A 12,791-nucleotide genomic window follows, 5' to 3' on the forward strand; every position below is an offset into this window, starting at 1 on the left:
AACAATGACCGATCCACTCCGGACCCTCGTGCTCCCGCCCCTCGGATCGCTGCCACTGTCGCGTGCCGGCGCGGACCGGGACGGCGACGCCCGGTCCGACGAACACTTCCTCGACGAGCTGTGGGCGTCCGCCGAGACGCGGGTCCTGCCGCTCGCCCACGGGAAGGCGCCGGTCGTCGGGGGCGCCCTCCGCCTCCTTCCGGCCGGGGACGTGGAACGCCCGGAGCTGACCGTGTATTTGGGCCGCGTCGACGAGGGGTTCGCCGACGCCGGGCGGCGCGTGGTCCTGGCCGTCCTCGACGAGGAGGACCCCGCCGTCGCGCCCGACGGCCAGTGGCACGGCCTCCGCGACATCGCGGCATCGCTCGACGCGCGCGATACCGGCCTCTTCGTGGCCGGAGCGGCGGTGGCCAACTGGCACGCGAGCCACACCCACTGCCCCCGCTGCGGCGCCGGCACGGTCCCGAGCCACGCCGGATGGGTGCGCCGCTGCCCCAGGGACCGGTCCGAGCACTACCCGCGCACGGACCCGGCCATCATCGTCTCCGTCATCGACGACGACGACCGCATCCTGCTCGGCTCCGCCGTCGCCTGGCCCGAGGGTCGCTACTCGACGCTCGCCGGGTTCGTCGAACCCGGCGAGTCCCTCGAGGCCGCCGTCGTCCGTGAGGTCGGGGAGGAGGCGGGGATCGAGGTGCAGTCCCCGGAATACCTGGGCTCGCAGCCCTGGCCGTTCCCGTCGTCCCTGATGCTCGGCTTCACCGCGCGGGCCGCGACCACGGACGCCGTCCCCGACCGTGAGGAGATCCGGTCGCTGCGATGGTTCACGCGGGAGCAGCTCTTCGCCGAGGTGCGCGACGAGAAGATCGTCGTGGCGGGCGGTGTCTCCATCGCGCGGGCCATGATCGAGCGGTGGTACGGCGGGCCGCTGGACGAGGAACCATCGGAGGCGCGTCCCTAGTGTCCGGACAACTGCTCGAGGACAGCATCCTCGAGGGACTCGACGACGAACAGCGGACGGTCGCCAGCACCCTGTCCGGCCCGCTGTGCGTGCTCGCGGGAGCGGGCACGGGCAAGACCCGCGCCATCACCCACCGCATCGCGTACGGCGTGCACACCGGCGTCTACAAGCCGCAGCAGGTCCTCGCCGTGACCTTCACGGCGCGTGCCGCGGCCGAGATGCGCACGCGGCTCCGCGACCTCGGGGCCGGCGGGGTCCAGGCGCGGACCTTCCACGCGGCAGCGCTCCGGCAGCTGCAGTACTTCTGGCCGCAGGCCGTCGGCGGACCCCTGCCCGCCCTCGTGGACCACAAGGCCCAGCTGATCGCCGAATCGGCCCGCCGCCTGCGCCTGTCGACCGACCGCGCCGCGATCCGCGACGTCGCCGCGGAGATCGAGTGGGCCAAGGTCTCGATGCTCACCCCCGACGCCTACGCGGCGGCCGCCGCGGGCCGGGCCGAGCCGGCAGGCATGGACCTCATCACGGTGTCCCGGATCTTCTCCGCCTACGAGGACCTGAAGATCGACCGCAACCTCATCGACTTCGAGGACGTCCTGCTGACCACGGTCGCCATCCTCGAGGAGGACGAGAAGGTGGCGGCGACGGTGCGGGCGCAGTACCGCCAGTTCGTGGTCGACGAGTACCAGGACGTCTCCCCGCTCCAGCAGCGCCTGCTCGACCTGTGGCTCGGCGAGCGCCGCGACCTGTGCGTCGTGGGTGACGCCAGCCAGACCATCTACTCCTTCACCGGGGCCACCTCACGCCACCTCCTCGACTTCACCAAGCGCTACGAGGGGGCGCAGGTGGTCCGGCTGGTGCGGGACTACCGCTCCACGCCCCAGGTGGTGCGTGCCGCCAACACGCTGCTCGCCGCGCGGGGCACCGACGTGGACCGGCGCGCGGGGGACACGACCTGGTCGGCCCCGCTCGAGCTGGTGGCGCAGCGCCCCGCCGGCCCCGAACCGGTGTACACGGAATGCACCGACGACGACGCCGAGGCGGCCGAGTGCGCCCGGCGCATCGGCATCCTGCTGGGCCAGGGCGTCAAGGCGAGCGAGATCGCCATCCTCTACCGCACCAACGGGCAGTCCGAGGCCTACGAGCAGGCGCTCGCGAGTGCCGGCATCGGATACCAGCTGCGCGGCGGCGAGCGGTTCTTCCAGCGGCGCGAGGTCCGCGACGGGCTGCTGCAACTCCGGGCCGCGGCGCGCACCCAGGGCGACGACGACGTCCCCCAGCAGGTCCGCGACGTCCTCGCGTCCCTCGGCTACACGTCCGTCGCGCCCCAGAACTCCGGCGCCGTCCGCGAGAAGTGGGAGTCACTGGCCGCCCTCGTGGGTCTCGCCGACGAGCTCAGCCGGGTCCGCGGCGAGGCGTTCACCCTGCAGTCGTTCGTGGCCGAGCTCGAGGAACGGGCCGCGGCGCAGCACGCCCCGACCGTGCAGGGCGTCACCCTCGCGTCCCTCCACTCGGCGAAGGGCCTCGAGTGGGACGCCGTCTTCCTCGTGGGCCTGAGCGAGGGGCTCATGCCGATCTCGTTCGCCGACACCCAGGAGGGGGTCGACGAGGAGCGGCGGCTGCTCTACGTGGGCATCACACGCGCCCGGATCCATCTGTCGATGTCCTGGTCGACGTCACGCTCCCCGGGGGGACGCGCCACCCGGAAGCCCTCGCGGTTCCTCGATGCCCTGCGGCCCGCGACCGCCGGCCAGGCGTCCTTCCGCCAGCCACGGGCGAAGGCCGGCCGCAAGTCGTCCGCGCCGGCGGTCTGCCGGGTGTGCAAACGGCCCCTCCTCTCGGGCGCCGAGCGCAAGATCGGTCGCTGCAGCGACTGCCCGGCAACCTACGAGGAGGAGACGTTCGAGGCGCTGCGTGCCTGGCGGCTCGCGGAGTCGAAGGAGAAGGACGTCCCCGCGTTCGTGGTGTTCACGGATGCGACGCTCGTGGCCATCGCCGAGGCACGGCCGCAGACCCTGGACGAGCTGGGCGAACTCGCCGGCGTCGGATCCTCGAAGCTCGAGCGGTACGGCGAGGCGGTCCTGGGGATCATCGGTGACACCGCCTGAGACCGGCGGGTCGCCGCACCCCGCCCGGCTCCCGGTCGAGGTCAGACGGTCGGCCCGGCGGAAGCGCACGGTGAGCGCGGACATCCGCGACGGCGTGCTGCGCGTCTCCATCCCGGGCCATTTCTCGCCCAGCCAGGAGCGGCAGTGGGTGGAGCGCATGGTGGAGCGGATGTCCGCGAAGTACCTCGAGCCGCCGGCCCACGACGACGACGCAGCCGTCGCCGCGCTGCAGCGACGGGCCCGGGCACTGGCCCGGCAGTACCTCGGCGGCAGGGGAGTGCCCTCCACGATCGGCTGGGTGACGAACCAGAACACACGATGGGCCTCCGCGACGCCGGCGCACCGCTCCGTGCGCCTCTCCCACAGGCTGCAGGGCATGCCGGAGTGGGTGGTCGACTACGTGATCCTGCACGAGATGGCCCACCTGATCGAGCCGTCGCACAACGCCGTCTTCTGGGACCTGCTCACCGCGTACCCGCACACCGAGACCGCGAAGGCCTTCCTCGACGGCGCCGCCTTCGCCGCGCAGCGCAACCTCGCCGGAGCGCCCGGGGAGATCTAGGGCCGCTGGTCGTCCTGCGGATCGTCGCCGGAGGCGTTGCCATCGCCGGAACCGCTGCCGGAACCATCGCCGGAGCCGGTGCCCGCTGCGTCGTCGGGTGCGGCGTCGCCGTCCTGCTCGCCCGCGGCGTCCTCGTCGAAGCCCCCGGACAGGAGCCGCTGGAGAGCGGCGTCCACGTCGGCGTCGGAGGAGTCGAGCAGCCGACGGCGCCCGGCGAACCCGGCGGGGTCGTCGAGGTCCTCGGCGGTGGGCAGCAGGTCCGGATGCTGCCACAGGGCGTCGCGCCCCTCGATCCCGCGCTCCTCGGTGAGGAGGGACCACAGGGCCGCGGCGTCGCGCAGCCTGCGCGGCCTCAGCTCGAGGCCCACCAGGGAGGCGAAGGCGTGCTCGGCCGGACCGCCCGTGGCCCGGCGGCGCCGGAGCATCTCGCGCAGGGCGCCGGCGGAGGGCAGGTTCGCCGCCGCGGCGGCGGTCATCTCGTCCACCCAGCCCTCCACGAGGGCGAGGGTGGTCTCGAGGCGCACGAGCGCGGCGTCCTGCTCGGGGGTCTTCTCGGGCATGAACACGCCGTGCGACAGGGCGCCCTGCAGGCTCTCGGGGTTGGTCGGATCGATGTCGCGGGCGGCTTCCTCGATCTTGCCCATGTCGATGTGGATGCCCCGGGCGTAGCGCTCGATGCTGCCGAGGAGGTGGCCCGTGAGCCACGGGATGTGCGTGAAGAGCCGGACGTGGGCGGCCTCGCGCACGGCGAGGAACAGCTGGACCTCCTGCTCCGGGATGTCGAGCCCCGCACCGAACGCTGCGACATTCGCCGGCAGGAGGGCCATCCGCCCGTCGGCGAGGGGCAGACCGATGTCGGTCGATCCGACGACGTCCTTCGACAGGGCCCCCACGGCCTGTCCGAGCTGCATCCCGAACATCGCGCCGCCGACGTTCTGGAGCATCGACGCGGGGCCGCCCATCATGCCCATCATGGACTTCATCTCGTCCGGCAGCTGGCTGGAGATCGCGTCGGAGAGGGCCTTCGCGATGCTCGTCGCCACGGGTTCGGTGAGCCGCCGCCAGGTGGCCATGGTGGCCTCGACCCATTCGGCGCGCGACCAGGCCCGGCCGAGCTGCCCGGTGCTGGGGAACTCGGTCACGGGGTCGAGCCACAGCTCCGCGAGTTTCAGTGACTCGTCGACGCTTCGGCGCTGGAGCGGGGTGACCGAGGGATCCTCGTCCGACGCCGCGACCCGGCGCGCCTGCTCGTGGGCCATCGTCCAGTTCACGGGCCCCTCGCTCGGTGCGGAGAACATCGCCTGGACCTGCTGCATCATCATCGCCATCGCCGCAGGATCGGAGGGCAGCCCTGCCGCCTTGGCGATCTCCTGGGGGTCGAAGCCGCCTGCCCCGCCACCGAACATCTTCGCCAGCATCTCGGACAGGGGGTCCTGGGGTGTGTCGTCGTCGTTCGAGGGGTTGGATGGGTTGGTCATCGATACCACCGGTCCTGGGGAGTCGCTCGGGGTCCGGGCAGGAGGGGGTCCGCTCCCGCCGGCTGTTGAGACCACGCTACCGGCATCGCGATGCGCGTGTCCTTCGGCCCGTCGGCCGTTCGCTGAGGGCAAAGCCCGTCCCGGGCGCCGACCGCGACCGGTGGCACCGGGAACGGCCGTCCGGCGAATTCCCTGCCCTTTCCCCGGATCGACGGGGCGGGGAGCGTCTACTCTGGGTAAGCCGGAGGCGCTGACCGCGCCGTCGCACGGCACGCGCCTACAGAGAGAAGCACAGTGACGCAGCCTGTCCACTTCGAGACGTACAGCCCCGGGGAACCCGCCCGGCCGAGGGATCCGCGCTTCCGCGCCATGGCCGTCTCGGGGAGCCTCGCCGTCGTCCTGTGTGCGGCCGCCGTGCTGCTGCCCTCGCCCTACATCATCGAATCCCCCGGCCCCACCTTCAACACCATCGGGGAGATCGACGGCAAGGCGCTCATCACGGTGGACGGCAGGGAGAGCTTCCCGCCCGAGGGCGAGCTCGATCTCACCACCGTCCTCGTCAGCGGCGGCCCGAACGGGCGGGTGAACGTCTTCGACACCTTCCGCGCGTGGGCGAACCCCGACGAGAACGTCCTGCCGGAGCAGCTGGTCTACCCGGAGGGCACGACCTCCTCCGACGTCCAGGAGCGGAACGCCGTCGCCATGACGTCGTCGCAGGAAGCGGCGATCGCCGCCGCGCTCTCCCACGAGGGGATCGACTACACCGAGGAGCTGTCCGTCGCGGGGCTCTCGGAGGACTCGGCCTCCGAGGGCATCCTCGAGGTCGGGGACATCCTGCGCACCATCGACGGGCGCGAGATCGAGGACATCGAGACCGTCCGCAGCACGCTGGCCGAGGCGGGCGGTGCCGCGGCCACCCTCGGCATCGTCCGCGACGGCGCGGAAACAGAGGTGTCGGTGACGCCCAAGGAATCGGCCGACGGCGCGTACCAGCTCGGCGTCCTGCTCGCCTCCTCGTTCGACTTCCCCTTCGACGTGTCCATCCAGCTCGACAACGTGGGTGGTCCCTCGGCCGGGACCATGTTCGCGCTCGGGATCATCGACAACCTGACCGAGGGGGACCTCACGGGCGGCAGGCACTTCGCCGGTACCGGCACGATCGACTCCGCCGGCGTCGTCGGTCCGATCGGCGGCATCGCCCAGAAGCTCATCGGGGCCCGCTCGAACGGGGCCGACTTCTTCCTCGCGCCCGCGGACAACTGCGACGAGGTCGTCGGCAACATCCCGGACGGCCTGACCGTCGTGAAGGTCGAGACGCTCGACGACGCCGTGGACGCCGTCGAGACGCTGGGCGGCGGTGGCGACGCATCCGATGTGCCGGCCTGCTGACCCGTCCGCTGTGCGACGCACGCCCCGCCCGACCGCCCTGGAAGACACGGTTCGGTGACGATCGCCGATCCCCCCGCCCGGGGCGGGAACCTAATTGGTCCGGCTGAACGTGGACAGGGCAGAATGAAACCACGAAGGGCCTGACCGCTCGCTCTCCCGCGCCCTCGGCCGGGAGCGGCGTGGACGACCGCTCGGCGTGACCCGCAGCAGCTAACGATGAGGTAGATGTGACATCCGGACCAGACCGTCCGTTCGGCAGTAGCCCGAGCCCAGCACGTGGAACAGGAACGACCAGCAGGCGCCGCAGTCCGCTGATACCCACCCTCATCGTGGTAGCGGTGATCGTCATCGCCTTCGTCTACCTGTCACAGGTCTACGCGGACGTGCTCTGGTACAACCAGCTCGGCTTCCTCGAAGTCTTCGTGACCGAGAACCTGACGCGGATCGTCCTGTTCCTCGTCGCGTTCCTCGTCATGGCAGCCGCGGTGTACTTCAGCCTGCGCATCGCGTTCCGCAACAGGCCGATCTATGCCCCGGACAGCGCCATCCAGGACAACCTGAACAGGTACCAGGCGCAGCTGGAACCGATCCGCCGCCTGCTCATGCTCGGTATCCCCGTGGTCCTGGGCGCCTTCGCTGGCACGGCCGCGTCCTCGCAGTGGCAGCAGGTCCTGCTCTTCATCAACCAGGAGCCGTTCAACCGGCAGGACCCGGAGTTCGGCCTGGACTACGCCTTCTACATGTTCACGCTCCCGTTCCTGAACTTCGTGACGGGGTTCCTGATCAGCGTGGTCATCATCAGCGCCATCGCGACGGTCCTCACGCACTACCTCTACGGCGGCATCCGCCTCGAGGAGAAGGGCCTGTTTACCACCAAGGCGGCCCGCGTGCAGATCGCCGTCGTCGCGGCCCTCTTCCTCATCCTGCAGGGCGTCAACTACTGGCTCGACCGCTACGACACCCTGCTGAACCAGGGCACCTGGGCCGGCGCGCTCTACACGGACGTCAACGCCGTCATCCCGACCAAGGCCATCCTCGCCGTCGCCGCCATCATCGTGGCCGTCCTGTTCGTCGCCTCGGCGTTCCTCGGCCGCTGGCGCCTGCCGCTGATCGGGACCGCGATGCTCATCATCACGGCGCTGCTCGCGGGCGGCGTGTACCCGTCGGTCGTCCAGCGCTTCCAGGTGCGTCCCTCCGAGCTCAGCCTCGAGGAGCCGTTCATCGAGCGGAACATCCAGCTCACCCGGGAGGCCTACGGCCTCGACCAGGTGGAGGTCGAGGCGTACGCGCCGGAGTCGATCCCGACGGCGGGCGCGCTGAACGAGGACGGCGAGACCACAGCGAACATCCGCCTGCTCGACCCGAACCTGATCTCCGATGCCTTCAGCCAGCTCCAGCAGTTCCGGCAGTACTACCAGTTCCCCGAGACCCTCAACGTCGACCGGTACGAGATCGACGGCGAGGTCGTGGACACCGTGATCGCGGTGCGCGAGCTGGATGTCAATGGCGTGCCGGACGGCTGGGTCAACGAGCACGTCTTCTACACGCACGGCTACGGAGTCGTCGCAGCCGCCGGTTCGACCGTGGAGCCCGACGGTCGGGCATCCTTCCTGCAGTCCGGCATCCCGTCGACCGGCGTGCTCGGGGACGAGTCCACCTACGAGCCGCGGATCTACTTCGGTGAGGAATCCCCCGAGTACTCGATCGTCGGGGCCCCGGAGGGCCAGACCCCCGCGGAGATCGACCGGCCGCAGAACGAGAACTCCGACGACGAGTCGCGCACGACCTTCAGCGGCGACGGTGGACCGAATGTCGGCAACGCCTTCAACCGCCTCGTCTACGCCCTGAAGTTCCAGTCCACCGACCTGCTGCTGTCGGACCAGGTGAACAGCGACTCGCAGATCCTCTACGACCGCGACCCGGTGGACCGCATCCGCAAGGTGGCTCCCTACCTCACGCTCGACGGCAACAGCTACCCGGCGATCGTCGACGGCCGCGTGAAGTGGATCATCGACGGGTACACCACCAGCAACAGCTTCCCCTACTCGATGCAGCAGGAGCTCGAGCAGGCGACGCAGGATTCGCAGACCGCGGAGGGACTGGCCACCGCGCTGCCGGCGGAGCGGGTGAACTACATCCGCAACGCCGTGAAGGCCACCGTGGATGCCTACGACGGCTCCGTGGACCTGTACGCGTGGGACGACCAGGATCCGGTCCTGAGGTCGTGGCAGAACGTGTACCCCAGCTCGCTCAAGCCCTACAGCGAGATGTCGGCCGACCTCATGGCCCACGTGCGCTATCCCGAGGACCTGTTCAAGGTGCAGCGCGAGCTCCTGGCGCGCTATCACGTGACCGATACCGACGCCTTCTACAACAACAGCGAGGCGTGGAGCGTGCCCGCGGACCCGGGTGCGGCGTCGGACAACGCGGTGACGGCATCAACCCCGCGGCAGCCGCCGTTCTACCTGACGCTCCAGATGCCAAACCAGGAACAGGCGGCGTTCTCCCTGACGACACCGTTCATCCCCTATGTGCCGGCAGGCCAGACGCCGAGGAACGTGCTGTACGGCTTCCTTGCCGCCAACGGCGACGCCGGTACGGGCGAGGACGGCGTCAAGAACGAGAACTACGGCCGGCTGACCCTGCTCGACAGTTCCGGTCAGGACTCCGTGGTGGGCCCGGGACAGGCCCAGAACCTGTTCAACTCGGACACCACCGTGTCGCAGGAGCTCAACCTGCTCCGCCAGGGGGCCTCCGAGGTCATCAACGGCAACCTGCTGACCCTGCCGATCGGCGGGGGCATCGCCTACGTGCAGCCGGTCTACGTCCAGTCCTCGGGCAGTTCGTCCTTCCCCGTCCTCCGGCGGGTCCTCGTGAGCTTCGGGGAGACCGTCGGCTTCGCGCCGACCCTCGCCGAGGCCCTGGACCAGGTGTTCGGCGGCAACTCCGGCGCCACGACCGGCGACGAGGAGAACGTCGGCGAGACGCCGGAGGACCCGGCGGCCCCTCCGGCCGAGGGGGACGGGGAAGCGGCGCCGACGCCGGCCCCGACGCCCGCCGAGGGCGACACTCCGGAGGGAGCGACCGGTGACCCGGCCGCCGACCTGCGCGCGGCGCTCGCCGATGCGAACGACGCGATCCAGGAGGGTAACGCCGCACTGGAGGCCGGTGACTTCGCCGCCTACGGTGAGGCGCAGGACCGCCTGGAGCAGGCCATCCAGCGGGCGCTCGACGCCGAGGAGCGTGCTGCCGGGGGCGGACAGTAGGCTGTTCCGCCCCCGGGCAGCCGCCCGATTTGCTTCTCCGTCCCGCGGCCGGTAACGTTAGTTACACGCCGCGGGGTGGAGCAGTTCGGTAGCTCGCTGGGCTCATAACCCAGAGGTCACAGGTTCAAATCCTGTCCCCGCAACGGAAAAGAAGTCCGGTTCACCATTCGGTGGGCCGGACTTCTTGTTTCCCCGGGAACTGCGGTTCTTTCCTGACGTCGGGTCGCCCGGGCTCGCCCGGTCGGGGGAGTCAGGGGATCGGGGCGCCCTCGACGGCGAGGATGGTGACGTCGATATGGCCGACCGCCAGTCCACTCGCCCGGATGACCTCGGCAGCGACTTCCTGCGTTTCACGGGCCACGACGAGCGCGGCGTTCGAGATGCTCGTTGCGAGGTCCATGTGCAGGGTGAGGACGCTGTCGGTGAGGGAGAGAACCAGGCCGTCGCGGACAGCGACGGTCGGGAACGGGGTGCCGGCATGGTGGTTCCTGTGGAGTCGGTCGCCTGATGCGATCTTCCAGTGCGTCATGGCGCTGCGCATGGTCGGTTCCAGGCGGATGACGCCCGGGTGGCTGCGGAGCGCGGTGCTGAGGGTGTCGGCAATGGAGTCGAGGTCGACGATCCGCGCGTCGAAGGGTTGCTCACACGTCATAGAGATCCTCCACGCCGATGTCGATCTGCTCCATGGTGATCGCCGTCTGGGCCCTCACGACAGTGCCGACCCGTTCGCGTAACAGGGTCATGGTCGCGGGTATCCTCACCCGCGAGGACAGCGCAACGGTGAGGGTGATCCGCACGTTCCTGCCATCGACGACTGGCGACGATGACGGCCCTGCTGATGAGGGCTGTGGTTCCGGGATGCTGACGACGGTGCATCGACGGGCGCGGACGCCGGGCAGGGTGGAGGCAGCGAAGCGGATCAGGCTGTTGAGTGCCTGCTCACTGATGTCGATGGTTCCCAGAGGTGTCGTGGCAAGGGCGACCCGGCGACTGCGTCGGATCTCTGCCCGGGCGACCATCATGATCGCTTCCCGCACCCGACTGCCGGGTCGTAGGGCTGCGTCACTGCGATCACGCTCGCGCATGGACCTGGAGACTGCTTCGAGGTGGTCGAGCGCGGCACGCGCGCTCTGACAATCCCGGCAGGTCCGTTCGTGGATGGTGGCCGGCTGGTCGATGGATGCCCAGACGTCATCGATGATGCGGCCGCACCCCAGTCGCGGCTTCCCCTCGTTCATCGCCATGATTGCATCCCTTCCGCGAGCATCCGTCTGGCCCGTGCGATGCGCCCTCGCACCGTGCTCTCCGGCAGTTGCACGATCGCTGCGATCTCCGTGTAGGAGAACTCGTGGACGTCACGCAGCAGCCAACAGGCTCGAGGCCCGGCGGGCACTGCCTGCAGCAGGCCGCAGAGGGCCTGCATCTGCGCTTCCGCCTCGTAGCGCAACGCCGGGTCCTGACAGAGCCCACCACGGCCATCCCACTGGTTCCACGGGTCGGCCTCTCCCGACGCGGACGCGCCGTGTGAGCCACCGGGCACGGGCTCGTCGTCGAAGGAGTCGGGTTCGGTCGGGTGGCGTCTGCGGCCTCGGAGGTGATTGAAGCACTTGTTCGTGGCCGCACGGTAGAGCCAGGGAAGGAACGCCTGCGGGGCCGCGAGGTCCGGCAGGCTCCGGCGGGCGGCGATGAACGTTTCCTGCACGATGTCCTCGGCTTCCGCATGATCACCGAGCATCCTGCAGGCCAGCCGGAACACGCCGCCCTCATGGGTGGAGACCAGCCATTCGAAGGCGTGGACGTCCCCGTTCTGCGCTCGAGCAACGATCGTGAGCTCGTCGAGATCACGCAGCGCCACCCCTGCCGAGCCAGCCACTGACGGCTGCCCCGGAGCCTTGGTGGCAACGGCCGCAGGAGACGTGCACTGCACGGACCCGGTGCGCGGTCCGGGTCCCGGGTCGGATTCCATGGCACGTGCCCCCTTCCCCGCATCATTGCAGTTCCTGCAACCACTGCAGCTCTGGCATGCCGGCGTGGTGCTCAGCATAGGGGGAGCAGTCCGCGGCGAACAGTCATCCGCGGCGCACCTGCCGCCGCGCGCTGGCGCGCGCCCATCCTGTGTCGGGCGGGTCATCCTTTCCGGGTGAGGACGGGAGGTCCGCCGGGGAGTGTGGACCGAACCGGCGAAATATGTGCGCTGCCGACGTGACGATTCGGGGTTGCCGGTGTCTTTAAGGGTGTAGGACATCAACACCTCACAGGAGGATCGATTCACATGACAGAGGATCAGAGCACCGCGGCACGACGGGCAGCAGTAGTCCCCAACACCGGCGAGGAGCAGAAGCGTCAGGCAGAGCAGTCCCGTGAGACCGAGCTGGCGCAGCCGGTGGGTCCGTTGCAGACCCGTCAGGGCAACACCACCATCAACGAGACCGTCGTGCAGAAGATCGCCGGCATCGCTACCCGCGAAGTCCCAGGTGTATACGCCATGGGCAGCGCGAGCCAACGCGCGTTCAGTAGCATCTCCGAGCGTATCCCCGGGTCACGGACGAACGTCAGTGGCGGGGTCACCGTGGAGAAGGGTGAGCGGCAGGCAGCGATCGATCTCAGCATCATCGTCGAATACGGCGCGTCCATCGTCGAAGTCAGCCAGATGATCCGCCGCAACGTCATCTCCACCGTCGAGGAAGCGACCGGACTGGAGGTCCTCGAGGTCAACATCAACGTCACCGATGTGCACCTCCCCGACGATGAGCGCCACGACACGGAAGAGCCCGCCCACACCGCCCTGCAGTAGCACTCGTGAATGCACCCGCAGAGGGTGCACTATGGAAAGGCATCCGCTATGAGCACAACAGCTGTGGGTCTGCTGGCCGGCCTCGTCCTGGGATGGGCTGCTGCCTTCGGTGGCTTCTACGAATTCGTCGTCGTTGCGTTCTTCGGTGCCGTCGGACTGATCGTCGCCCGCGTCATCGACGGCAAGCTCGACCTCGGAGCACTGACCGGACGCTCCACCACGCGCAGGTGAGCGAC

At 69.7% G+C, this 12,791-nt stretch carries 11 protein-coding genes and 1 tRNA gene; 8 read left to right on the top strand and 4 right to left on the bottom strand.

Going from position 1 to position 12,791, the window contains the following annotated elements:
• Nucleotides 1-4: 4 nt before the first annotated feature.
• From nudC to ACSGDB_RS06305, 3 genes are read left to right on the top strand one after another with little or no spacing between them, the layout of a single operon-like run.
• Nucleotides 5-961, top strand: a complete 957-nt coding sequence (gene nudC, locus ACSGDB_RS06295; protein WP_434993632.1) for an NAD(+) diphosphatase — start codon at nucleotides 5-7, stop codon at nucleotides 959-961.
• Complete coding sequence (locus ACSGDB_RS06300; protein WP_434993633.1) at nucleotides 961-3,066, top strand: ATP-dependent DNA helicase UvrD2; 2,106 nt, start codon at nucleotides 961-963, stop codon at nucleotides 3,064-3,066. The genes nudC and ACSGDB_RS06300 overlap by 1 nt, the downstream gene beginning before the upstream one ends.
• Nucleotides 3,053-3,628, top strand: coding sequence for a M48 metallopeptidase family protein (locus ACSGDB_RS06305; protein ID WP_434993634.1), 576 nt, complete (start codon nucleotides 3,053-3,055; stop codon nucleotides 3,626-3,628). The genes ACSGDB_RS06300 and ACSGDB_RS06305 overlap by 14 nt, the downstream gene beginning before the upstream one ends.
• Here the strand turns inward: ACSGDB_RS06305 and ACSGDB_RS06310 are convergent.
• Nucleotides 3,625-5,106 carry a zinc-dependent metalloprotease gene (locus ACSGDB_RS06310; protein ID WP_434993635.1) on the bottom strand — a complete coding sequence of 494 codons (1,482 nt, stop codon included), beginning with the start codon at nucleotides 5,104-5,106 and terminating at the stop codon, nucleotides 3,625-3,627. The two genes, ACSGDB_RS06305 and ACSGDB_RS06310, sit on opposite strands and share 4 nt — an antisense overlap.
• A 294-nt stretch (nucleotides 5,107-5,400) precedes the next feature.
• Here ACSGDB_RS06310 and ACSGDB_RS06315 point away from each other — a divergent pair, with 294 nt between their 5' ends.
• From ACSGDB_RS06315 to ACSGDB_RS06325, 3 genes are all read left to right on the top strand, one after another.
• Entirely contained in the window at nucleotides 5,401-6,495 is a 1,095-nt protein-coding gene (locus ACSGDB_RS06315; protein WP_434993636.1) for a YlbL family protein, read from the top strand.
• A 311-nt stretch (nucleotides 6,496-6,806) separates the two neighbouring features.
• Nucleotides 6,807-9,761 (top strand): UPF0182 family membrane protein, encoded by a 2,955-nt coding sequence (locus tag ACSGDB_RS06320; protein ID WP_434993732.1) that lies wholly within the window; start codon nucleotides 6,807-6,809, stop codon nucleotides 9,759-9,761.
• A 69-nt stretch (nucleotides 9,762-9,830) separates the two neighbouring features.
• Nucleotides 9,831-9,904: transfer RNA gene (locus ACSGDB_RS06325), tRNA-Met, on the top strand.
• 107 nt (nucleotides 9,905-10,011) lie between these two features.
• Here the strand turns inward: ACSGDB_RS06325 and ACSGDB_RS06330 are convergent.
• Genes ACSGDB_RS06330 through ACSGDB_RS06340 form a run of 3 tightly spaced genes read right to left on the bottom strand, consistent with a single transcriptional unit; the run spans nucleotide 10,012 to nucleotide 11,634 of the window.
• Complete coding sequence (locus tag ACSGDB_RS06330; protein ID WP_434993637.1) at nucleotides 10,012-10,413, bottom strand: hypothetical protein; 402 nt, start codon at nucleotides 10,411-10,413, stop codon at nucleotides 10,012-10,014.
• The gene (locus ACSGDB_RS06335) at nucleotides 10,403-11,005 is read right to left on the bottom strand and encodes a hypothetical protein (RefSeq protein ID WP_434993638.1); all 603 of its coding nucleotides are present in this window, start codon (nucleotides 11,003-11,005) and stop codon (nucleotides 10,403-10,405) included. The genes ACSGDB_RS06330 and ACSGDB_RS06335 overlap by 11 nt, the downstream gene beginning before the upstream one ends.
• Complete coding sequence (locus tag ACSGDB_RS06340; RefSeq protein WP_434993639.1) at nucleotides 10,996-11,634, bottom strand: RNA polymerase sigma factor; 639 nt, start codon at nucleotides 11,632-11,634, stop codon at nucleotides 10,996-10,998. The genes ACSGDB_RS06335 and ACSGDB_RS06340 overlap by 10 nt, the downstream gene beginning before the upstream one ends.
• A gap of 399 nt (nucleotides 11,635-12,033) precedes the next feature.
• Here ACSGDB_RS06340 and ACSGDB_RS06345 point away from each other — a divergent pair, with 399 nt between their 5' ends.
• Nucleotides 12,034-12,555, top strand: a complete 522-nt coding sequence (locus ACSGDB_RS06345; protein WP_434993640.1) for an Asp23/Gls24 family envelope stress response protein — start codon at nucleotides 12,034-12,036, stop codon at nucleotides 12,553-12,555.
• 48 nt (nucleotides 12,556-12,603) lie between these two features.
• A complete protein-coding gene (locus tag ACSGDB_RS06350) occupies nucleotides 12,604-12,786 on the top strand; it encodes a hypothetical protein (protein WP_434993642.1) in 183 nt (60 codons plus the stop codon).
• The last annotated feature ends 5 nt before the right edge of the window (nucleotides 12,787-12,791 follow it).

Origin of the sequence: Arthrobacter sp. Ld5 (genome assembly GCF_051172775.1) — a bacterium.
Lineage (GTDB): Bacteria > Actinomycetota > Actinomycetes > Actinomycetales > Micrococcaceae > Arthrobacter_D.